Annotated in this window: 22 protein-coding genes and 1 CRISPR repeat array; of the genes, 3 read left to right on the top strand and 19 right to left on the bottom strand. The window is 51.4% G+C overall.

Going from position 1 to position 21,342, the window contains the following annotated elements; all coding sequences use genetic code 11:
* Positions 1-270: 270 nt before the first annotated feature.
* Both mutS and pphB read left to right on the top strand, forming a co-directional pair.
* Positions 271-2,832, top strand: coding sequence for a DNA mismatch repair protein MutS (gene mutS, locus HEM79_RS09685; protein WP_000110912.1), 2,562 nt, complete (start codon positions 271-273; stop codon positions 2,830-2,832).
* A 105-nt stretch (positions 2,833-2,937) separates the two neighbouring features.
* On the top strand, positions 2,938-3,594 hold the full coding sequence (gene pphB, locus HEM79_RS09680; RefSeq protein WP_176241669.1) for a protein-serine/threonine phosphatase: 657 nt from the start codon (positions 2,938-2,940) through the stop codon (positions 3,592-3,594).
* 202 nt (positions 3,595-3,796) lie between these two features.
* Here the strand turns inward: pphB and rpoS are convergent, their stop codons facing one another.
* The 12 genes from rpoS to cysD form a co-directional block, all read right to left on the bottom strand.
* Positions 3,797-4,789: an RNA polymerase sigma factor RpoS gene (rpoS, locus tag HEM79_RS09675; RefSeq protein ID WP_000081550.1), complete on the bottom strand. Its 993-nt coding sequence runs from the start codon at positions 4,787-4,789 to the stop codon at positions 3,797-3,799.
* A 62-nt stretch (positions 4,790-4,851) separates the two neighbouring features.
* Positions 4,852-5,991 (bottom strand): murein hydrolase activator NlpD, encoded by a 1,140-nt coding sequence (nlpD, locus tag HEM79_RS09670; protein ID WP_001272603.1) that lies wholly within the window; start codon positions 5,989-5,991, stop codon positions 4,852-4,854.
* A gap of 139 nt (positions 5,992-6,130) precedes the next feature.
* The gene (gene pcm / locus HEM79_RS09665) at positions 6,131-6,757 is read right to left on the bottom strand and encodes a protein-L-isoaspartate O-methyltransferase (RefSeq protein ID WP_000254704.1); all 627 of its coding nucleotides are present in this window, start codon (positions 6,755-6,757) and stop codon (positions 6,131-6,133) included.
* Complete coding sequence (surE, locus tag HEM79_RS09660; RefSeq protein ID WP_001295182.1) at positions 6,751-7,512, bottom strand: 5'/3'-nucleotidase SurE; 762 nt, start codon at positions 7,510-7,512, stop codon at positions 6,751-6,753. Before surE ends, pcm begins: the two co-directional genes overlap by 7 nt.
* Positions 7,493-8,542, bottom strand: a complete 1,050-nt coding sequence (gene truD / locus HEM79_RS09655; protein ID WP_176241670.1) for a tRNA pseudouridine(13) synthase TruD — start codon at positions 8,540-8,542, stop codon at positions 7,493-7,495. The genes surE and truD overlap by 20 nt, the downstream gene beginning before the upstream one ends.
* A complete protein-coding gene (ispF, locus tag HEM79_RS09650) occupies positions 8,539-9,018 on the bottom strand; it encodes a 2-C-methyl-D-erythritol 2,4-cyclodiphosphate synthase (protein WP_001219242.1) in 480 nt (159 codons plus the stop codon). The genes truD and ispF overlap by 4 nt, the downstream gene beginning before the upstream one ends.
* Positions 9,018-9,728, bottom strand: coding sequence for a 2-C-methyl-D-erythritol 4-phosphate cytidylyltransferase (gene ispD / locus HEM79_RS09645; protein WP_000246151.1), 711 nt, complete (start codon positions 9,726-9,728; stop codon positions 9,018-9,020). The genes ispF and ispD overlap by 1 nt, the downstream gene beginning before the upstream one ends.
* Positions 9,729-9,746: 18 nt before the next feature.
* Positions 9,747-10,058, bottom strand: a complete 312-nt coding sequence (gene ftsB / locus HEM79_RS09640) for a cell division protein FtsB (RefSeq protein ID WP_000517479.1) — start codon at positions 10,056-10,058, stop codon at positions 9,747-9,749.
* 193 nt (positions 10,059-10,251) lie between these two features.
* On the bottom strand, positions 10,252-10,575 hold the full coding sequence (locus HEM79_RS09635; protein WP_001246115.1) for a DUF3561 family protein: 324 nt from the start codon (positions 10,573-10,575) through the stop codon (positions 10,252-10,254).
* A 49-nt stretch (positions 10,576-10,624) separates the two neighbouring features.
* A complete protein-coding gene (gene cysC, locus HEM79_RS09630; protein ID WP_016159615.1) occupies positions 10,625-11,230 on the bottom strand; it encodes an adenylyl-sulfate kinase in 606 nt (201 codons plus the stop codon).
* Positions 11,230-12,657: a sulfate adenylyltransferase subunit CysN gene (gene cysN / locus HEM79_RS09625; RefSeq protein ID WP_176241671.1), complete on the bottom strand. Its 1,428-nt coding sequence runs from the start codon at positions 12,655-12,657 to the stop codon at positions 11,230-11,232. Before cysN ends, cysC begins: the two co-directional genes overlap by 1 nt.
* Before the next feature lies 1 nt (position 12,658).
* Positions 12,659-13,567, bottom strand: a complete 909-nt coding sequence (gene cysD / locus HEM79_RS09620; RefSeq protein WP_000372392.1) for a sulfate adenylyltransferase subunit CysD — start codon at positions 13,565-13,567, stop codon at positions 12,659-12,661.
* Between the two features lie 251 nt (positions 13,568-13,818).
* On the opposite strand from cysD, the gene iap reads away from it, so the two are divergent.
* Complete coding sequence (gene iap, locus HEM79_RS09615) at positions 13,819-14,856, top strand: alkaline phosphatase isozyme conversion aminopeptidase (protein WP_000490415.1); 1,038 nt, start codon at positions 13,819-13,821, stop codon at positions 14,854-14,856.
* 41 nt (positions 14,857-14,897) lie between these two features.
* A CRISPR array of direct repeats spans positions 14,898-15,476; the repeat unit is 29 nt; unit sequence CGGTTTATCCCCGCTGACGCGGGGAACAC.
* Between the two features lie 96 nt (positions 15,477-15,572).
* On the opposite strand, the gene cas2e is transcribed toward iap, so the two are convergent.
* From cas2e to casA, 7 genes are read right to left on the bottom strand one after another with little or no spacing between them, the layout of a single operon-like run.
* The gene (cas2e, locus tag HEM79_RS09610; protein WP_105286492.1) at positions 15,573-15,866 is read right to left on the bottom strand and encodes a type I-E CRISPR-associated endoribonuclease Cas2e; all 294 of its coding nucleotides are present in this window, start codon (positions 15,864-15,866) and stop codon (positions 15,573-15,575) included.
* Positions 15,863-16,786, bottom strand: coding sequence for a type I-E CRISPR-associated endonuclease Cas1e (gene cas1e / locus HEM79_RS09605; protein ID WP_176241672.1), 924 nt, complete (start codon positions 16,784-16,786; stop codon positions 15,863-15,865). The genes cas2e and cas1e overlap by 4 nt, the downstream gene beginning before the upstream one ends.
* Positions 16,783-17,433 carry a type I-E CRISPR-associated protein Cas6/Cse3/CasE gene (gene cas6e, locus HEM79_RS09600; protein WP_176241673.1) on the bottom strand — a complete coding sequence of 217 codons (651 nt, stop codon included), beginning with the start codon at positions 17,431-17,433 and terminating at the stop codon, positions 16,783-16,785. Before cas6e ends, cas1e begins: the two co-directional genes overlap by 4 nt.
* Complete coding sequence (gene cas5e / locus HEM79_RS09595; protein WP_176241674.1) at positions 17,415-18,161, bottom strand: type I-E CRISPR-associated protein Cas5/CasD; 747 nt, start codon at positions 18,159-18,161, stop codon at positions 17,415-17,417. Before cas5e ends, cas6e begins: the two co-directional genes overlap by 19 nt.
* 10 nt (positions 18,162-18,171) lie before the next feature.
* Positions 18,172-19,227: a type I-E CRISPR-associated protein Cas7/Cse4/CasC gene (cas7e, locus tag HEM79_RS09590; RefSeq protein ID WP_176241675.1), complete on the bottom strand. Its 1,056-nt coding sequence runs from the start codon at positions 19,225-19,227 to the stop codon at positions 18,172-18,174.
* Between the two features lie 11 nt (positions 19,228-19,238).
* Complete coding sequence (casB, locus tag HEM79_RS09585) at positions 19,239-19,778, bottom strand: type I-E CRISPR-associated protein Cse2/CasB (RefSeq protein WP_176241676.1); 540 nt, start codon at positions 19,776-19,778, stop codon at positions 19,239-19,241.
* On the bottom strand, positions 19,775-21,337 hold the full coding sequence (gene casA, locus HEM79_RS09580) for a type I-E CRISPR-associated protein Cse1/CasA (protein ID WP_176241677.1): 1,563 nt from the start codon (positions 21,335-21,337) through the stop codon (positions 19,775-19,777). Before casA ends, casB begins: the two co-directional genes overlap by 4 nt.
* Between the last annotated feature and the right edge of the window lie 5 nt (positions 21,338-21,342).

The following is a 21,342-nucleotide window of genomic DNA, read 5'->3' as shown; positions in this document are numbered from 1 at the left end:
TTAAGGTGCATTTATATTACAACTTAAATTTAAAGGGGACTATGGCTCAGAAGGAGGAGATTTCTTCAACCAGGCAATGTTGTGCGCCTTCTTCACAGTCAACAAGCAAACGCTGCAAAACAGCATTTTTACCGGAACCGACATCAAGAACTCACCTTTCGCGTCTTCCCCTGAAATGATTAACTCCGGTATCATGTGCGCCTTATGTGATTACAACGAAAATAAAAACCATCACACTACATTTAACATCAGGGAACTGGATCTAACTCCATGAGTGTAATAGAAAATTTCGACGCCCATACTCCGATGATGCAGCAGTACCTCAAGCTGAAAGCCCAGCATCCTGAGATCCTGCTGTTCTACCGGATGGGTGACTTTTACGAGCTGTTTTATGACGACGCAAAACGAGCGTCGCAGCTGCTGGATATTTCACTGACTAAACGCGGCGCATCTGCGGGCGAGCCGATCCCGATGGCGGGTATTCCCTACCATGCAGTGGAAAACTATCTCGCCAAACTGGTGAATCAAGGTGAGTCGGTTGCGATTTGTGAACAAATCGGCGATCCGGCCACCAGCAAAGGGCCGGTTGAGCGCAAAGTTGTGCGTATCGTTACGCCGGGCACTATCAGCGATGAAGCCCTGTTGCAGGAGCGTCAGGACAACCTGCTGGCGGCTATCTGGCAGGACAGTAAAGGTTTCGGTTACGCGACGCTGGATATCAGCTCCGGCCGTTTTCGTCTGAGCGAACCGGCTGACCGCGAAACGATGGCGGCAGAACTGCAACGCACCAATCCGGCGGAACTGCTTTATGCAGAAGATTTCGCCGAGATGTCGTTGATTGAAGGTCGTCGCGGCCTGCGCCGTCGTCCGCTGTGGGAGTTTGAAATCGACACCGCGCGCCAGCAGTTGAACCTGCAATTTGGCACCCGCGATCTGGTCGGTTTTGGCGTCGAGAACGCGCCTCGCGGGCTTTGTGCTGCCGGTTGCCTGTTACAGTATGCGAAAGATACCCAACGCACGACCCTGCCGCATATTCGTTCTATCACTATGGAACGTGAGCAGGACAGCATCATTATGGATGCTGCGACACGTCGTAACCTGGAAATTACCCAGAATCTGGCGGGCGGTGCGGAAAATACATTGGCTTCCGTGCTCGATTGCACCGTCACGCCGATGGGTAGCCGTATGCTGAAACGCTGGCTGCATATGCCGGTGCGCGACACCCGTGTGTTGCTTGAGCGTCAGCAAACTATTGGCGCATTGCAGGATTTCACCGCCGAGTTACAGCCGGTACTACGGCAGGTCGGCGATCTGGAGCGTATTCTGGCGCGCCTGGCGTTACGCACTGCTCGCCCGCGCGATCTGGCTCGTATGCGCCATGCCTTCCAGCAACTGCCGGAACTGCGCGCACAGTTAGAAAATATCGATAGTGCACCAGTACAGGCGCTGCGTGAAAAAATGGGTGAGTTTGCCGAGCTGCGTGACCTGCTGGAGCGGGCAATTATCGAGACACCGCCAGTGCTGGTACGCGACGGTGGCGTCATCGCTCCAGGCTATAACGAAGAACTGGATGAGTGGCGTGCGCTGGCTGACGGTGCGACCGATTATCTGGAGCGTCTGGAAATCCGCGAGCGTGAACGTACCGGTCTGGACACACTGAAAGTCGGCTTTAATGCGGTGCACGGCTACTACATTCAAATCAGCCGTGGGCAAAGCCATCTGGCGCCAATCAACTATATGCGCCGCCAGACGCTGAAAAACGCCGAACGTTACATTATTCCGGAGCTGAAAGAGTACGAAGACAAGGTACTGACTTCAAAAGGTAAAGCACTGACGCTGGAAAAACAGCTTTATGAAGAGTTGTTCGACCTGCTACTGCCGCATCTGGAAGCGTTACAACAGAGTGCGAGCGCGCTGGCAGAACTGGACGTGCTGGTAAATCTGGCGGAACGCGCATATACCCTGAACTACACCTGCCCGACCTTTATCGATAAACCCGGCATTCGCATTACCGAAGGTCGCCATCCGGTGGTTGAACAGGTGCTGAATGAGCCGTTTATCGCTAACCCGCTGAATCTGTCGCCTCAGCGTCGCATGTTGATCATCACCGGTCCGAACATGGGCGGTAAAAGTACCTATATGCGCCAGACCGCGTTGATTGCGCTGATGGCGTATATTGGCAGTTACGTACCGGCACAAAAAGTCGAGATTGGACCGATCGATCGCATCTTCACCCGTGTTGGCGCAGCGGATGATCTGGCTTCCGGACGTTCAACCTTTATGGTGGAGATGACCGAAACCGCTAATATTCTGCATAACGCCACCGAGTACAGTCTGGTGTTGATGGATGAGATTGGGCGCGGGACGTCCACTTACGATGGCCTGTCGCTGGCGTGGGCATGTGCGGAAAATCTGGCGAATAAAATTAAAGCGTTGACGCTGTTTGCTACCCATTACTTCGAGCTGACTCAACTGCCGGAGAAAATGGAAGGCGTCGCCAATGTGCATCTCGATGCGCTGGAGCACGGAGACACTATCGCCTTTATGCACAGCGTGCAGGACGGCGCGGCGAGTAAGAGCTACGGTCTGGCGGTTGCTGCGCTGGCAGGTGTACCGAAAGAAGTGATCAAACGTGCGCGACAGAAACTGCGTGAGCTGGAAAGCATTTCGCCGAATGCTGCCGCTACACAGGTAGATGGTACGCAAATGTCGCTACTTTCTGTGCCGGAAGAAACCTCGCCAGCGGTCGAAGCACTGGAAAATCTCGATCCAGATTCTCTGACTCCGCGTCAGGCGCTGGAGTGGATTTATCGGTTGAAGAGTCTGGTGTAAAAATAATTCCCGATAGTCTTTTACTATCGGGAATATTAATGACAACTGGCGAATCTAATAAAAATACCCTGTATAATAGTAGAGATTATTTTACAGGGTAAAATCATGCCATCAACACGCTATCAAAAAATTGATGCTCATCACTACCGCCATATTTGGGCTGTTGGTGATATTCATGGTGACTATCAATTATTACAATCCCGTTTGCATGAATTATCTTTTTGTCACGAAACAGACTTACTTATTTCCACAGGCGATAATATTGATCGTGGGTCGGAGAGTCTTAACGTGCTACGCCTGTTAAACCAGCCCTGGTTTACCTCCGTGAAAGGCAACCACGAAGCGATGGCGCTTGATGCATTCGCAACCGGTGATGGCAATATGTGGTTAGCCAGCGGCGGCGAATGGTTTTTTGATTTAAATGATTCAGAGCAAAAAGAAGCAATAGATCTGTTGCTGAGGTTTCATCATCTCCCGCATATTATCGAATTGAGTAACGATATTAGAAAATATGTCATCGCACATGCAGATTATCCGGGTAATGAATATCACTTTGGCAAAGAAATTGCGGAAAGCGAATTACTCCGGCCTGTTGATCGTGTGCAGAAGTCGCTTCATGGCGAGTTACAAAAAATAAATGGTGCTGATTATTTTATATTTGGACATATGATGTTTGATAACATTCAGACATTCGCTAACCAGATTTATATTGATACCGGATCGCCGAAAAGCGGACGCTTATCGTTTTATAAAATTAAATAGTTAATCCAGTCAGGATAAGGATCAGCTCTGGTTCAGATCCGCTATTGCCAATATCGGTCATGAATTTCTTCATAAAGACATCGGGTTTCGCACACCAGTTTACTGTCAGAAGCCGGCGTCACCATCAACGCTATTCAGGACGGATCATACAAAAGAAAAAGGCCAGCCTCACTTGAGACTGGCCTTTCTGACAGATGCTTGCTTATTCGCGGAACAGCGCCTCGATATTCAGCCCCTGAGTCTGCAAAATCTCACGCAGACGGCGCAGGCCTTCAACCTGAATCTGGCGAACACGTTCACGAGTGAGGCCAATTTCACGACCTACATCTTCCAGTGTTGCCGCTTCGTACCCCAGCAAACCGAATCGACGTGCCAGCACTTCACGCTGTTTGGCGTTCAGCTCGAACAGCCATTTGACGATGCTCTGCTTCATATCGTCATCTTGCGTGGTGTCTTCCGGACCGTTCTCTTTTTCATCGGCCAGAATGTCCAGCAACGCTTTTTCGGAATCACCGCCCAGAGGGGTGTCTACCGAGGTAATGCGCTCGTTAAGACGAAGCATACGGCTGACGTCATCAACTGGCTTATCCAGTTGCTCTGCGATCTCTTCCGCACTCGGTTCGTGATCCAGCTTATGGGACAACTCACGTGCGGTTCGCAGGTAAACGTTCAGCTCCTTTACGATGTGAATCGGCAAACGAATAGTACGGGTTTGGTTCATAATCGCCCGTTCGATCGTCTGACGAATCCACCATGTTGCGTATGTTGAGAAGCGGAAACCACGTTCCGGGTCAAACTTCTCAACCGCGCGGATCAGCCCCAGGTTGCCCTCTTCGATAAGATCCAGCAAAGCCAGACCACGATTGCCATAACGGCGGGCAATTTTTACCACCAGACGTAAGTTACTCTCAATCATCCGGCGGCGGGAGGCAACATCTCCACGCAGTGCGCGACGCGCAAAATAAACTTCTTCTTCGGCCGTTAACAGTGGCGAATAACCAATCTCACCAAGGTAAAGCTGAGTCGCGTCCAACACACGCTGTGTGGCACCCTGCGATAACAGTTCCTCTTCGGCCAAATCGTTATCACTGGGTTCCTCTTCTACTAAGGCCTTTTCGTCAAAAACCTCAACTCCGTTCTCATCAAATTCCGCATCTTCATTTAAATCATGAACTTTCAGCGTATTCTGACTCATAAGGTGGCTCCTACCCGTGATCCCTTGACGGAACGCTCAAGCAACAGCCTGGTTCCGCCGAATTATCGCTGCGGTAAATAACGCAGCGGGTTTACGGATTTCCCCTTGTAACGAATTTCAAAATGCAATCGTGTTGAACTGGTTCCGGTGCTACCCATGGTTGCTATTTTTTGCCCCGCCTTCACTTCTTGTTGTTCCCGGACCAGCATTGTGTCGTTATGGGCGTAGGCACTCAGGTAATCATCATTATGTTTGATGATAATCAGATTACCGTAACCGCGCAGCGCATTACCGGCATAAACAACGCGGCCATCTGCGGTCGCGGTAATTGCCTGTCCTTTGCTACCTGCGATATCAATCCCCTTGTTGCCCCCCTCAGAAGCGCCAAAGGTTTCAATCACTTTGCCCTCAGTTGGCCAGCGCCAGGTGGAGATAGGCGTACTGGTTGATGTACTGCTGACAGTCGGCTCGGTTGTGCTTGCTGTTGGCACCGTTACAGGCGCTGTGACCGTGGTCGCAGTTGGCTTGTTGTTCGGCAACATTTTGTTAGCACTCTGTTCACCCGAAGACTCAGAATACGTAATTGTCGGTTTCGACGCAACAGCAACGGTGGAATTTTGTGCAGGCTTGATCACAACTCCTTGCTCTGCTGCATCCGCCTGGGTAATAGCATTTCCGCCAGTGATTGGCGTACCGGAGGCGTTGCCAACCTGTAAGGTCTGACCGACGTTCAACGCGTATGGTGCCTGAATATTATTGCGTTGGGCGAGATCGCGGAAATCGTTGCCAGTGATCCAGGCAATATAGAAAAGTGTGTCGCCTTTTTTCACGGTATAGGTACTACCGCTATAACTGCCTTTCGGAATATTCCCGTACTGACGGTTGTAGACGATACGCCCATTTTCCATTTGCACCGGTTGCTGAGCGACAGGCTGTACCGGCTGGATTTGTGGTTGTTGCGTAGATTGAATTTGTGGCTGCTGTACCGGCTGAATTTGCGGTTGCTGCGCTGTAGATGTCGTTCCCATTTTCGGCGGCGGCGTAATCAGCATACCTGAATTGGTATTTGCCGGCGCATTGCCATTAACGGAACTAACTGGTGCCGGTGGATTCGATGTGTCAGAACAGCCAGCCAGCCATAGCGAAACCAGTGACAAAGCCGCAATACGGCGAACGGTGAATTTTGGGCTTCCCGCGCTCATTTATCCCCCAGGAAAAATTGATTAATAACCAGTGACATAATTACCGTGCAAGGCACCCTACTGAACACTGGAAAAGATGTTCACGATACGCTGACTTGCTGCAAAATAACCAGGAAAATTCCAGGTATTCTCTCGCACTTTAAGCCAGCTCCCCCTTCACTAAGGGGACAAAGCGCACGGCCTCTACGGTATCGATAATAAATTCGCCTCCACGGCGACGCACCCGTTTCAAATACTGGTGCTCTTCCCCGACCGGCAAGACGAGAATCCCGCCTTCATCCAGTTGCGTCATTAGCGCAGTAGGAATTTCGGGCGGTGCTGCCGTTACAATGATAGCGTCAAACGGCGCACGTGCTTGCCAACCTTGCCATCCATCGCCGTGACGGGTTGAAACATTATGTAAATCAAGATTTTTCAGGCGACGACGCGCCTGCCACTGCAAGCTTTTAATCCGTTCGACCGAACATACATGCTGGACAAGATGCGCCAGGATTGCCGTTTGATATCCCGAACCGGTGCCGATTTCCAGCACCCGCGACTGCGGCGTCAGTTCAAGTAATTCGGTCATTCGCGCCACCATATACGGCTGCGAAATTGTCTGCCCCTGACCTATCGGCAACGCGATATTGTCCCAGGCCTTTTGTTCAAACGCTTCATCAATGAACTTTTCACGCGGCACGGCGGCGAGTGCATTCAGCACCTGCTCATCCTGAATACCTTGCGCACGTAACTGATCCAGAAGTGCTTGTACGCGTCTGCTTACCATTGCGTGCCAACTCCCACGCTGTTTAACCAGTCTGAAACCACATCTTGCGCGCTATGCGCAGTTAAATCCACATGCAGCGGCGTGATGGAGACATATCCCTCATCTACCGCAGCAAAATCGGTCCCCGGACCGGCATCACATTTACCGCCCGGTGGGCCAATCCAGTACAGCGTATTGCCGCGTGGATCTTGCTGCGGGATCACCTGATCTGCCGGATGTCGCGTACCGCAGCGCGTCACGCGAATACCTTTGATTTGATCCAGTGGTAAATCTGGAACATTAATATTGAGAATGCGCCCGGTGCGCAGCGGCTCTTTACACAGTGCGCGCAAAATGGAACAGGTTACCGCCGCCGCAGTGTCATAATGTTTATGCCCGTCAAGCGAAACAGCCAGCGCCGGAAAACCTAAATGACGGCCTTCCATCGCGGCAGCCACCGTACCAGAATAGATAACATCATCCCCCAAATTGGGGCCGGCGTTAATGCCCGAAACCACAATATCCGGACGTGGACGCATCAGTGCGTTCACGCCAAGATAGACGCAGTCAGTCGGGGTTCCCATTTGCACAGCGATATCACCATTTTCAAAGGTAAACGTACGCAGGGAGGATTCCAGCGTCAGGGAATTTGAAGCGCCGCTGCGGTTACGATCCGGGGCGACCACCTGAACATCAGCAAACTCACGCAAGGCTTTCGCCAGCGTTTGTATACCGGGTGCATGTACCCCGTCATCATTACTCAGCAATATGCGCATAATCACCTGTTGTGTTGATAAGTTCCCTGACAACGCTGGTCGCAAAACTTCCCGCCGGAAGCCAGAAACGGATTTCTACGGTGACGTCATCCCACCAGTTCCAGCTTAATTGTTGCGGATATAACAGCATCGCTCTGCGCGCGGCTTCAACTTTTTCGCGCAACAGCAATGCTTGCAATTCAGTTTCGTCGGCTATCGCCGCTTGTTCGAATGCCAGAGCCTCACGTTGGGTTCCCCACTCGCCGCTACCGGGCAAAGCTGCGGTAATCATCAGCTCTTTATCGTTGACGCGACGCTGTAATTCCGCCAGTTCTTCGTGAGTTGCAACAAACCAACTGCCGCGCCCGGCTAATTGTAGCGCATCGCCGTCAACAACTTGATTAACTTCTGCTTTTTTGAGGCGCTCAGCAACAATCTGATTAAACAACGCACTACGTGCTGCCGACAACCAAAAACTGCGTTTATTGCGATCGCGTACCGGAGTATTGGTTTGCGCCCAGCGCAGCGCGCCCTGCAAGTTACTACCGCCAATACCGAAACGCTGCGCGCCAAAGTAGTTCGGTACACCTTTCACGCAAATATCGATCAGCCGCTGTTCAACGTCATCGCGATTACTCACTTCTCGCAGCACCAGGGTAAAGGCGTTGCCTTTCAGCGCCCCTAAACGCAGTTTACGCTTGTGGCGCGCATACTCCAGCACCTGGCAACCTTCCAGTTGAAAGGCGCTCAGATCGGGCATCTCTTTGCCCGGAACGCGAGCGCATAACCACTGTTCCGTCACTGCATGTTTGTCTTTCTGCCCGGCGAAGCTGACTTCACGCGCATGAATTTTCAGGAATTTCGCCAGCGCGTCAGCCACAAAACGGGTATTGCAGCCGTTTTTAAGAATACGCACCAGAATATGCTCACCTTCACCATCAGGCTCAAAGCCTAAATCTTCCACCACCACAAAATCTTCCGGGTTGGCTTTCAGCAACCCGGTGCCTTGCGGTTTACCGTGAAGGTAGGTGAGATTTTCAAACTCAATCATTTTGTTGCCTTAATGAGTAGCGCCACCGCTTCACAGGCAATCCCTTCCCCACGGCCGGTAAATCCGAGTTTTTCCGTAGTAGTGGCTTTCACGTTAACATCATCCATATGGCAGCCGAGATCTTCAGCAATAAACACGCGCATTTGTGGAATGTGCGGCAGCATTTTCGGTGCCTGAGCGATGATAGTGACATCGACGTTGCCGAGGGTATACCCCTTCGCCTGAATGCGTCGCCAGGCTTCACGCAGCAGCTCGCGGCTGTCTGCTCCTTTAAATGCCGGATCAGTATCCGGGAACAGCTTGCCGATATCCCCCAGCGCCGCTGCACCAAGCAATGCATCGGTAAGCGCATGTAACGCCACGTCGCCATCAGAATGCGCCAACAGCCCTTTTTCGTAAGGAATGCGCACGCCACCAATGATAATTGGGCCTTCGCCGCCAAAGGCATGTACGTCAAAACCGTGTCCAATTCGCATTATGTATTCTCCTGATGGATGGTTCGGGTGAGGTAAAATTCGGCAAGCGCCAAATCTTCCGGACGCGTGACTTTAATATTATCCGCACGGCCTTCGACCAGCTGTGGATGAAAACCGCAGTATTCCAGCGCCGAGGCTTCATCGGTAATGGTAGCGCCTTCATTTAAAGCACGCGTCAGGCAGTCATGTAACAGCTCACGAGGGAAAAATTGCGGCGTCAGCGCGTGCCATAAACCGTTGCGATCAACAGTATGAGCAATCGCATTTTTGCCCGGTTCGGCGCGTTTCATGGTATCGCGCACCGGCGCGGCGAGAATCCCCCCCGTGCGGCTGGTTTCGCTCAGAGTTAACAGACGCGCAAGGTCATCCTGATGCAGACAAGGACGTGCGGCGTCATGCACCAACACCCACTGCGCGTCACCTGCGGCTTTCAGACCCGCAAGCACGGAATTAGCACGCTCTTCACCACCGTCAACAACGGTGATTTGCGGATGATTTGCCAGAGGAAGTTGTGCAAAACGACTATCGCCAGGGCTTATAGCAATGACGACACGCGACACCCGGGGATGCGCCAGCAGCGCATGTACCGAGTGTTCAAGAATGGTTTGATTACCGATTGAGAGATATTGCTTAGGACATTCCGTTTGCATTCGGCGGCCAAATCCGGCCGCCGGAACCACGGCGCAAACATCCAAATGAGTGGTTGCCATGTTAATTCCTGGGCTGATTTATCGATTGTTTTGCCCCGCAGACTGTGCGCGTTTCGACGCGTCAGGCACCAGACGATAAAAAGTTTCGCCCGGCCTGGTCATGCTGAGTTCATTACGCGCTCGCTCTTCGAGCGCCTCCTGACCGCCATTGAGATCGTCAATTTCGGCAAAAAGCTGATCGTTTCGCGCTTTAAGTTTTGCGTTTGTAGCTTGCTGTGCCGCCACATCATTATTGACGCGGGTATAGTCATGTATACCGTTCTTACCGAACCACAGCGAATACTGTAGCCAGACCAGAATAGCCAGCAACAGCAGCGTTAGTTTACCCATCCTGCCCCCTGAAAAACGGCATCTTCATCCCATGCATCCGAAGACGACTCTACATCCTCTGTTGGGGATACCGCGACAACGCGGGCAAATGTACCACATTTGTCCATTGTTACGTATACCCAGGGCGTGCAGAACATAATCTCATTATTGGTTACGGTTTGAATTATGAACAGAGTAGACGGGAAAGAACAAATTAGCCCAGCAACCACATAAACAGTGCACCAAACATAATGCCGACAGTCACCAGGGTGAAAACAATACTGTAGCGTAGCTTTCCGTCCATCAATGAATGCAGCGCAATACCCACCACCACCGCGACGGGCATCAGCGCCAGAAAGAAAGGCCAGGTATAGATAAAGAAGAACAGCGTGTTAGAGCCATAAATCAACATCGGTATCGCCAGCGCACACAGCCAGGAGACAAAACCGACCACAGCACCTGGCAGCGACCATGTGGTTTCTTCATCCTCAGTGAGGCTTTCACTATTTGTTAGTGTAATGTTATGGCTATTACGCATATCTGATCCTGTTACTTTGACGAACCGGGCATGGAAACCCGGTGGTGTCTCAGGATCTGATAATATCGTTCTGTCTCAGTAGATCTAATAATTGCTGAACCAAATTTGTTACTAATTGTTCACCATTGAGATGAATTTCTGCCGATTCAGGCGCTTCGTAAACGGAGTCTATTCCGGTAAAGTTACGCAGTTCACCGGCGCGCGCTTTTTTATACAAGCCTTTTGGATCGCGAGCTTCGCAAATCGCCAGCGGCGTATCGACAAACACTTCGATAAATCGACCTGCTCCTACACGTTCACGAACCATCTGACGTTCGGCGCGGTGTGGGGAAATAAACGCAGTCAGCACCACCAGTCCGGCTTCAACCATCAAATTCGCCACTTCACCGACGCGGCGGATATTTTCTTTACGATCGGCATCGCTAAAACCGAGATCGCTGCATAAACCGTGGCGAACGTTGTCGCCGTCCAGCAAATACGTACTGACACCAAGTTTATGTAACGCCTCCTCCAGCGCCCCCGCAACCGTTGATTTACCGGAACCAGAGAGACCGGTGAACCACAGCACAACACCACGATGACCGTGGTGTTGCTCGCGTTGTTGCACAGTTACTGGATGGCTATGCCAGACGACATTTTCGTCATGCAGCGCCATCATTTACCTCCCAGTAAATCGCGCGCACCCCAGTGTGGGAAGTGGCGGCGTACTAACGCATTCAGTTCCAGCTCGAACGTGCTAAATTCCGACGGCGCAACGGTGGCCTCGTTTTTCGGCTCATGCACCATACCGGCACCCACGGTCACGTTGCTCAGGCGATCGATAAAAATCAGCCCGCCGGTAACCGGGTTTTGCTGATAACGATCTAACACCAACGGCTCATCAAAGGTGAGATCCACCAGGCCGATGCCGTTCAGCGGCAGGTTTTCAACTTCATGTTGATTAAGGTTATTAATATCAACCTGATAGCGAATGCCATCAACACGGGCTCGCGTCTTCTTCCCGGCAATTTTGATGTCGTAACTTTGGCCTGGGGAAAGCGGTTGTTCCGCCATCCATACCACATCCACCGACGCGCTCTGCACTGCCGGTAACGCTTCGTCTGCCGCCAGCAGCAGATCGCCACGGCTGATGTCGATCTCATCCGTCAGCACCAGAGTGATCGCTTCTCCGGCAAAGGCATCTTCGCGATCGCCATCAAAAGTAACGATCCGCGCAATGTTTGACTCCACGCCAGAGGGGAGCACTTTGACACGTTGCCCGACTTTCACGCTGCCAGAGGCCAGCGTTCCGGCGTAGCCACGAAAATCAAGATTCGGGCGGTTAACGTACTGCACCGGGAAGCGCATTGGCTGGGCATCCACCACTCGTTGGATCTCTACGGTTTCCAGCATTTCGAGCAGTGTCGGACCGCTGTACCACGGCATACTTTCACTTTGCGAAGCCACATTATCGCCTTCCAGCGCGGAGAGTGGCACAAAGCGGATATCCAGATTGCCCGGTAATTGTTCCGCAAAAGTCAGGTAGTCTTCACGAATGCGGGTGAACGTCTCTTCGCGGTAATCCACCAGATCCATTTTGTTGATCGCCACGACCAGATGTTTGATCCCCAACAGCGTGGAGATAAAACTGTGGCGGCGGGTTTGATCGAGCACGCCTTTACGGGCATCGATCAGTAAGATCGCCAGTTCACATGTCGATGCGCCAGTCGCCATATTGCGGGTGTACTGTTCGTGCCCAGGAGTGTCGGCGATAATAAATTTACGCTTCTCGGTAGAAAAATAGCGGTATGCCACATCAATGGTGATGCCCTGTTCGCGCTCAGCTTGCAGGCCATCCACCAGCAATGCCAGATCCAGTTTTTCGCCCTGGGTGCCGTGACGCTTACTGTCGTTATGCAGTGATGAAAGCTGATCTTCATAGATTTGGCGAGTATCGTGCAGCAGGCGACCAATCAGGGTACTTTTGCCATCATCGACGCTGCCGCAGGTCAGAAAACGCAGCAGGCTTTTATGTTGTTGCGCGATCATCCAGGCTTCGACGCCGCCTTCATTGGCGATTTGTTGTGCAAGTGCGGTGTTCATCTTAAAAATACCCCTGACGTTTTTTCAGCTCCATAGACCCTGCCTGGTCGCGGTCAATCACGCGGCCCTGACGTTCACTGGTGGTGGAGACCAGCATCTCTTCGATGATCTCCGGCAGTGTTTGCGCATTTGACTCCACCGCGCCGGTCAGCGGCCAGCAGCCCAGCGTGCGGAAACGCACCATCCGTTTTTTAATCACTTCGCCGGGTTGCAGGTCGATACGGTTGTCATCAATCATCATCAACATACCGTCGCGTTCCAGAACCGGACGTTCAGCGGCGAGATACAGCGGAACAATGTCGATATTTTCCAGCCAGATGTACTGCCAGATATCCTGTTCGGTCCAGTTGGAAAGCGGGAAGACGCGGATACTTTCGCCTTTGTTAATCTGCCCGTTGTAGTTGTGCCACAGCTCCGGGCGCTGATTTTTTGGATCCCAACGATGAAAGCGGTCACGGAAAGAGTAGATACGCTCTTTAGCGCGGGATTTCTCTTCGTCACGGCGTGCACCACCGAAGGCGGCATCAAAACCGTATTTATTCAGTGCCTGCTTCAGACCTTCAGTTTTCATGATGTCGGTATGTTTGGCGCTGCCGTGCACGAATGGATTAATCCCCATTGCCACGCCTTCCGGATTTTTATGCACCAGCAACTCGCAGCCGTAGGCTTTAGCCGTGCGATCGCGGAACTCATACATCTCGCGGAATTTCCAGCCAGTATCAACATGCAGCAATGGGAAAGGCAGCGTACCTGGATAAAACGCCTTGCGCGCCAGATGCAGCATGACGCTGGAATCTTTACCGATAGAGTAGAGCATCACCGGATTTGAGAATTCTGCAGCCACCTCGCGAATAATGTGGATGCTTTCCGCCTCCAGTTGCCGCAGGTGAGTAAGTCGTTTTTGATCCATAACCGTTCCTTTGCAATACCGCTATTTTCTTGCCATCAGATGTTTCGACTATAGGGAGCGTAAGAGAACGAATGAAATTACCAATTAGAATGAGTAGTTCCTTAACGGAATAACGATTTGGCAAAGCTAATATCAAAAAGTGCTTAAGGCTCCGGATTTCGGGCATTTAGGAAGATTTGAAATTGTTTTAGCGCAGAGGCAGTTTCATACTATGGCGGTAAAAAAATTTGCATGGTATTTAAGGACTCACTATGTTTTCCGCATTGCGCCACCGTACCGCTGCCCTGGCGCTCGGCGTATGCTTTATTCTCCCCGTACACGCATCGTCACCTAAACCTGGTGATTTTGCCAATACACAGGCTCGACATATTGCCACTTTCTTTCCGGGACGCATGACCGGAACACCCGCAGAAATGTTATCTGCCGATTATATTCGCCAACAGTTTCAGCAAATGGGTTATCGCAGTGATATTCGGACATTTAATAGCCGATATATTTATACCGCCCGCGATAATCGCAAGAACTGGCATAACGTGACGGGAAGTACGGTGATTGCCGCCCATGAAGGCAAAGCGCCGCAGCAGATCATTATTATGGCGCATCTGGATACCTACGCCCCGCAGAGCGATGCTGACGCCGATGCCAATCTCGGCGGGCTGACATTACAAGGAATGGATGATAACGCCGCAGGTTTAGGTGTCATGCTGGAACTGGCAGAACGCCTGAAAAATACGCCTACCGAATATGGTATTCGATTTGTGGCGACCAGTGGCGAAGAGGAAGGGAAATTAGGCGCTGAGAATTTACTCAAGCGGATGAGTGATACCGAAAGGAAAAATACGCTGCTGGTGATTAATCTCGATAACTTAATTGTCGGCGATAAATTGTATTTCAACAGTGGCGTAAAAACCCCTGAAGCAGTAAGGAAATTAACGCGAGACAGGGCACTGGCAATTGCCCGCAGTCATGGAATTGCCGCCACGACCAATCCGGGTCTAAATAAAAATTATCCGAAAGGCACTGGATGTTGTAATGACGCCGAAGTTTTCGACAAAGCCGGTATTGCCGTACTTTCAGTGGAAGCGACAAACTGGAATCTGGGAAATAAAGACGGTTATCAGCAACGCGCAAAAACAGCCGCATTCCCTGAGGGAACCAGCTGGCATGATGTAAGACTGGATAATCAACAGCATATTGATAAGGCACTTCCTGGAAGAATAGAACGCCGCTGCCGTGATGTAATGCGGATAATGCTACCGCTGGTGAAGGAGCTGGCGAAGGCGTCTTGATGAGTTTGAAAATAGAAGCTGGGTGTTCCCCGTAGTGTAAATGGTTTATCCCCGCTGACGCGGGGAACACTCAGCCCAGCGTACTCGATCGCCAAGCGACAGCGGTTTATCCCCGCTGACGCGGGGAACACACTGACAATCTGTCCACTGACTTGAAACTGCCCGGTTTATCCCCGCTGACGCGGGGAACACGCCAGGCGTTTAGATGTAGCGAAAGCGCCAACCGGTTTATCCCCGCTGACGCGGGGAACACACCGGCGCGGGAGTGCTTGATTTCGTATACGTCGGTTTATCCCCGCTGACGCGGGGAACACTGGACGCCAGCAGCAACGCAGATTATCGTCGGCGGTTTATCCCCGCTGACGCGGGGAACACCAGTTTTGAGACTCCGCGCGAGTTGCCCGGAACGGTTTATCCCCGCTGACGCGGGGAACACGCTGACGAATCAGATAATCAAAATAGTGATAAACGGTTTATCCCCGCTGACGCGGGGAACACCGCGTGACGCTAAACATTGGTCGCCGGATCAACGGTTTATCCCCGCTGACGCGGGGAACACATTATCAGCTCATTGTTGATCCATGCAGCAGTCGGTTTATCCCCGCTGACGCGGGGAACACACTAAGCATATATATCTGTTTTTAAACCGATTTATTCCACATCAACAATCTACCAACTAAATTCAAACATTTCCTCATTTTTAAAGAACAGACAACCTATTGATTTTCAACAGGAAGAAAAGAAACCAACCGTAACCCATCCAAATCCACCGGAATACGTCTGTTTTCGCCCCAGGTCTGAAACTCAAAACCAGACTCAGTATTTGTCGCCCAGGCCATTACCACATTTCCGCAACCTGCCAGTTGGCTAATTTGCTGCCAGATCATCTCCCGAATACGTTTGGATGTATCACCGACATAAACGCCAGCACGGACTTCCAGTAGCCAGATAGCGAGCCGTCCGCGTAAACGTGGGGGAACATTCTCCGTTACAACTACGATCATACTCATCCGCCGCGCCCCCGGTGACCGCTATCGCCCAACGTTTCAGGTTCGGGGATGGCTGGCGGTAACATATCCGGCGCAGGTTGTGGCGATTCAATTTCACCGGCAGCAAGTACTTCCTCTATTAACGGAATTAATTTGCCCGTTAATTTACTGCTACGGAAAATATCACGGCAGGCCAGTCTCACTTCTTTATCAGGTTCTGCCGGGTGTCTTGCCGCTATTTCAAATGCCTTTGGCACAACCAAATCAAATTTAATGATATCGGCTATGTCATAAACAAATGAAAGCGGTTTTCCACTATGGATAAAACCAATAGCGGGCGCATATCCCGCAGCTAATACTGCCGCTTCAGAAATACCGTACAGACATGATGTGGCAGCACTGATGCAGCGATTCACTACATCGCCTTTTTCCCAGTCTTTAGGATCGTATTTGCGACCATTCCATTTCACACCATATTGTTTCGCCAGTAATGCATAGGTCTGGCGAACACGGGATCCCTCAATTCCCCGTAGCTGTTCCACTGAACGGCGAGCTGGCGGTGGCTCACGAAAACGTAATTCATACATTTTGCGCACCACCTTCAACCGTAAATCTTCCGTTAAAGCCAGCTTTGCCTGGTAGAGTAATTTATCTGCCCGCGCCCCACCGGGTTGTCCGGAGGAGTAAACGCGGACACCCGCTTCACCTACCCAGACCAGTAGTGTTCCCACCGTGGCGGCCAGATGTACCGCCGCGTGGGAAACTCTCGTTCCCGGTTCAAGCATAATGCAGGCGACCGATCCCACCGGAATATGTGTGCGGATCCCTGTTTTGTCGATCAGCACGAAAGCTCCGTCCACAACGTCGATCTGACCGTACTGGAGGAAGATCATGGAGGTGCGATCTTTTAACGGGATCGGACTCAACGGTACAAACGTCACGCCTCTGCTCCGGGTTTGATCAGCATCAGTCCACAGCCAAACGCCCGGCTTTTACCATATCCCAGGCTAAGCCGTTGCAGGAATAACTCAGAATCGGTGACCGTTAGCATTCCCGCATAATCCACACTACTGAACTGGATCAGTTGCCGGGAGTTTTCCCGCCGGAGTTGTTGTTGTCGGTAGGCATCGACCGAGGTATCCAGCAGTGTAAAACCACTTCTCTCCCCCTGCGCTGCCAGCCAGTCCAGCGCCGCCTGTTGTTGATGCAACCAGACATCCCGCCCTTCCGCCTGCCCCCTCACCTGCCGTTTCGCCTCCATAAGCAGATCGTGGCGCTTGCCTGCTTTACAGATTGTTGGATTCGCCCGCAGGTTGAAACAAAGTTGTTGTCCGGTATGCAGCTCCGGCGCAAATGAACGGCATTCGATAGTGAAAGTTTCACTTTCCGCCGGACGTTCCAGCGAGAGGACAAAAAAGCGAAACGCTCCCTGGAGTTCTTCCCGACGATAAAGAAATTGCCTTTCTTTGCCGCCAGGGAAAAGATCCCACAGCCACTGATGCATCACATATTCACCGCGATCAACCAGATGCAGCAACTGAGCTGGCGAAAGCTGGCCGGTATGTAAGGTTATTCTTGAGAGGTACATGGTTCCTCCTTGCTGAGCCACGGCCCCTGATTGATGGTGCGTTCCCCAAACAGCCACTGCTGACGATTTAAAGGAACATCCCGACGGCGTAATATTTTGCTTGCGACCAAACCATCGTGCTCCCCTTCCCACCAGCATTCATCCTGAAGTTTCGGGAGTGAGATTTTCAGTTCGTGGAAATGCTCCTGATACTGGTGATATGCGTTACGTAAGACATCAGACGCGTTGCCATCGAGCAGTAATGGCGCAAGTGGTAATGCCAGCGGATGACTTTTTCGCCCCAGATAAAGCGGAAAAACCGGATGACGTAGACCGTCCTGCAACTGTTCGAGGCTGTATGGCGCATCGGGGGTTCTTGCCACAGCCACCATCCACCAGGTATCAGTGTAGTAGTCGCGCCGGGAGATAATCGCGCTTAGCAGTTCAGGATTGCTCAGCTCTTCGCGACGGCTGAAATAACGCGTTTTACGCACCTCTTTTGGCATCTGGACCGTGTGATAATCCCGTGCCCAACGCGGGTTACAGCTGGCGCAAACTACCAGTGAATAGTGGCGATTAAATGCATTTAACCGTTCGGTATCATCACGCCGGATCCCTACTCCGGCAGCCAGTAGCCCCAGCAGCGCAGATCGCGAAGGTAGCTCATGGGTATGACGCACTTCTCCAGGAGCATCAACGCCCCAGGACGCCATAGGCCCATGAAGCTGAAAAATCAGATATTGGCTCATAAGCCGCCCCTTACGCGCAGATAAAGTCCAGCACGTCCTTCATGCTTCCCTGTTTGTTCATCACGTCAAAACTTACGAAATCAGTCTTCTGTTCGTAAACCTTATTCATGTTTTCCCGAAGCGTTGTAATGCGCTGTACCGCCACGTCTAACTGACGGGTGCCATTAATGGGTTCATAGAAGGCCGCAGCCAGAGAACGCGGTTGATCGGTGCCTTTTTCCGCCAGCGCCCAGGAGGCATAGGCACGGCTGGCAAAGCTGTTTTGTTTACCGGTTGGGGAGACTTTAAGCGCGGCTTCCGTAAAAGCACGTATGGTCTGATTAGCTAACGCTTCGTCTCCGCCAAGGTTCTCTACCAGCAGATCTTTATCGATGCAGATATAGGTGTAGAACAGCGCAGAACCGAATCCGGTTTCTCCCAGATGCCCGGCACCGGCATCTTCAGAAGCCTGGCGTAAATCATCAACGGCGGTGAAAAAATCATCTTCGACAATCGTTTCACTGACACCAAATGCATGTGCTACCTGGCAGGCTGCTTCAACATTAAACTCGGGTTTATTCGCCAGCATACGACCAAACATGGCGATATCCACTGCCATACGGTCTTTTCGTAGCAATAAGAGTTCTTCATCTTTTGGCGCGCGTTTTTCTTCTGCCAGTTGATGAGCCAGCGTTTTTACGGCTTCAAATTCTGCCGGGCTGATATGGACTAATTGTTCGGTTTCGGCGTTAGTGAGCGGATCTTTTGGTTTTTTATCGTTTTTAGCTTTACCAAGATAATCGGCAATTTTTGCTGCCCATTCGATGGCTTTTTTCTCTTCGATTCCTTTCTCAATCATGATAGTTGCTGCCTTGCGCGCAATACGCCCACTGCGAATACCAATATGGCCCGCCAGTGCCTGTTCAAAAAGTGCAGAAGTGCGCCACGCGCGCTTCAGACTTTGCGAGGAAACGCGCAGACGCGTTGCGCCACCCAATACCACGGTTTTCGGCGCGCCGGTGTCATCACGGTTAAGGTTGGCAGCAGGGTAAGCGGTTAACAAATGAAGCTGAATAAATGTCGTCATGGAATAGTCCTTTATTGATTTTGTTCGTTATCGGCGTCGCCGGCCTGGTAATATTCCAGCGCCCAGCGGATACGGATAAATTCGGTTGGCCGCTGCTGGCGGCGGTGATGATTGAGCAGGTCATCGCTCTCCTGGCACCAGCGGAAAATATCGTCTGCCAAAGAGCTAAGATTGACGGAACCGTTTAATAATTTGACTGCGCGGCGTAACTGACGCAGTAAATCATCCGGCGTTTTGACTGCCGAAAGGCGAGTAAAACGCCCCTCTGACATGACCGCCGCCAGCTGCGCGGCAAAATGTTGCCGTTCATCAATGGCTTTTACATTGGCGGCAACGGCGGCGACCAGCGCCAGTGCGGTAAAACGCCACTCTTGTGCTTCAATTTTCCACAAAGTGTGGGTCTGCATCAGCAGAGAACGAAACCCATCTGACAGACAAACATCATTAACCGTTGTGCTACGCCGCAGACTGGCACGATTGCCGCGTTTGGCCTGCAACTCTTCGTGCCATTTACGCAGCGTGGCTTTGTGCTCCTCTTTTACAATATTCATTCAGCAGCCTCCTGCTTTTTCTCCCTGGCGGCCTTAGCATTTTGCTTCTCCGCCGATGTTGTAAAATATTTCTTGCGTGCGGTCATAACGCGTTTCAAATCGACGGCTTCATAAGGATTGGTAAAAACGCGATCGTCAAAATCCTGACGCGCGAATAACCAAATCTCCTTTTGCCATTTGCTGAGTAATTCATCTGGATCCTGACCTTCTTCAATGTTGCGCACTAACCTCAGGAAGCGATGCTGAGTTTTGTTCCAGAAGTCGATATCCACAAAACTAAAATCACCCCGAGCACCTTTCGGATCGGAGAACCATGCTTCTTTCAGTGCACTGCGTAACAGACTTAGAATCCGTGAAGCCGTTTGCGCAGCTAGCCGCAGCTTCGGTATCTGGCCTTCTTTTTTATTGAGCAATAGCGGGAAATGGTGTTCGTACCAACAGCGGGCTTTCATGTTGTCGAAATCATAACCAAATCCCCATAAGCCCACTTTTGCCTGCTTCAGATTGCTTGCATTAAAGAGTTTCACCACCAGCGCCGGAAATTCTTTATTATTTTCTGACTTACCCGTTTCGATAAGGCCTAACCAGTCGCGCCAGATTAAACCGCCAGGTTGTGGTTTGACCGAGTAAAACTCGCCCCCCTCTTTAAGCGGTACACGATAGGGCGTTAAGGGGTGCTGCCACATGGCATAATTGGCACCATAATTTTTGGTCGTCATCAGGCTCAGAAGCGCGTCGTTCTGCTCACCGCAAATATCGCAGTTGCCGACTGTCGTGGTATTAAAATCAATACGAATACGTCGCGGCATTCCCCAGTACGCCTGGAGTTTATTGACCTGATCATCGGTTACTACAGCACCGGCCAGTTCGCTGGTACGCGTCGGGCCAAGCCATGGGAAAACCAGATCATCAAATTTTTTGGGTAGCGGTAAGTCGGCTTCATCCTGCGGCATCACGTTGAGCCACAGTTTGCGCCACAAGGGAGTTTGCTGATTGCCCTGATATTCCTGTAACTCAATCAGAGTGGTCATCGGCCCACCGCCGCGCAAACCGGTGCGATAGCCTTTGCCACCCGCTGGTGCATTCAATTGTAAAGAGAACAAGGCCAATGCTAAGCAATGGGAGCACAGATATTCCGTTACACCACGCTTGATAAAATGGTCTTTATTAAACTTCGTCGTTTGAGAACCGGGAATTTCAGGCAGTAGCGAAGCGACCGGAACTTTATCACCCGTGAGCGCCTCAAAATCCTGCATAAATGAAGGGGATTCAGGGCCAAACTGGAAAGCGTGCTCTAATGACAGCAATGCTTCCCGTAGCTTTTCGACTTCCAGCCCGTCTTCCCAGATATCATCCCAACGACGATGATCTTTTGGCGCGAAACTGCTTTGTAGTAGCCCCAGTAAAAACTGCCACGCCGCACCTTGTAAATCTGCTCGCGGCGCGGCGATATCGACAACATGTTCATCAGCCAGATCGACTGGTGCCAGCTTGCCTGTCGTTCCGTCTTTATAACGAACGGGCAACCACGGGGTTGTCAGAAGTGAAAACGAGTTCATACGCA

The organism is Escherichia sp. 93.0816, assembly GCF_013368855.2.
GTDB lineage: Bacteria > Pseudomonadota > Gammaproteobacteria > Enterobacterales > Enterobacteriaceae > Escherichia > Escherichia ruysiae.
The sequence above is the reverse complement of the archived record's forward strand: the minus strand, read 5'-3'. Positions and strand labels throughout refer to the sequence as shown.

Coding starts and splice junctions, on each gene's coding strand:
- casA (WP_176241677.1), bottom strand. CDS start 21,337: ATGAACTCGTTTTCACTTCTGACAACCCCGTGGTTGCCCGTTCGTTAT.
- ispD (WP_000246151.1), bottom strand. CDS start 9,728: ATGGCAACCACTCATTTGGATGTTTGCGCCGTGGTTCCGGCGGCCGGA.
- pphB (WP_176241669.1), top strand. CDS start 2,938: ATGCCATCAACACGCTATCAAAAAATTGATGCTCATCACTACCGCCAT.
- casB (WP_176241676.1), bottom strand. CDS start 19,778: ATGAATATTGTAAAAGAGGAGCACAAAGCCACGCTGCGTAAATGGCAC.
- cas5e (WP_176241674.1), bottom strand. CDS start 18,161: ATGAGCCAATATCTGATTTTTCAGCTTCATGGGCCTATGGCGTCCTGG.
- ftsB (WP_000517479.1), bottom strand. CDS start 10,058: ATGGGTAAACTAACGCTGCTGTTGCTGGCTATTCTGGTCTGGCTACAG.
- surE (WP_001295182.1), bottom strand. CDS start 7,512: ATGCGCATATTGCTGAGTAATGATGACGGGGTACATGCACCCGGTATA.
- ispF (WP_001219242.1), bottom strand. CDS start 9,018: ATGCGAATTGGACACGGTTTTGACGTACATGCCTTTGGCGGCGAAGGC.
- cas6e (WP_176241673.1), bottom strand. CDS start 17,433: ATGTACCTCTCAAGAATAACCTTACATACCGGCCAGCTTTCGCCAGCT.
- cysC (WP_016159615.1), bottom strand. CDS start 11,230: ATGGCGCTGCATGACGAAAATGTCGTCTGGCATAGCCATCCAGTAACT.
- cysN (WP_176241671.1), bottom strand. CDS start 12,657: ATGAACACCGCACTTGCACAACAAATCGCCAATGAAGGCGGCGTCGAA.
- iap (WP_000490415.1), top strand. CDS start 13,819: ATGTTTTCCGCATTGCGCCACCGTACCGCTGCCCTGGCGCTCGGCGTA.
- mutS (WP_000110912.1), top strand. CDS start 271: ATGAGTGTAATAGAAAATTTCGACGCCCATACTCCGATGATGCAGCAG.
- rpoS (WP_000081550.1), bottom strand. CDS start 4,789: ATGAGTCAGAATACGCTGAAAGTTCATGATTTAAATGAAGATGCGGAA.
- HEM79_RS09635 (WP_001246115.1), bottom strand. CDS start 10,575: ATGCGTAATAGCCATAACATTACACTAACAAATAGTGAAAGCCTCACT.
- nlpD (WP_001272603.1), bottom strand. CDS start 5,991: ATGAGCGCGGGAAGCCCAAAATTCACCGTTCGCCGTATTGCGGCTTTG.
- cas7e (WP_176241675.1), bottom strand. CDS start 19,227: ATGACGACATTTATTCAGCTTCATTTGTTAACCGCTTACCCTGCTGCC.
- truD (WP_176241670.1), bottom strand. CDS start 8,542: ATGATTGAGTTTGAAAATCTCACCTACCTTCACGGTAAACCGCAAGGC.
- cas2e (WP_105286492.1), bottom strand. CDS start 15,866: ATGAGTATGATCGTAGTTGTAACGGAGAATGTTCCCCCACGTTTACGC.
- cysD (WP_000372392.1), bottom strand. CDS start 13,567: ATGGATCAAAAACGACTTACTCACCTGCGGCAACTGGAGGCGGAAAGC.
- pcm (WP_000254704.1), bottom strand. CDS start 6,757: ATGGTAAGCAGACGCGTACAAGCACTTCTGGATCAGTTACGTGCGCAA.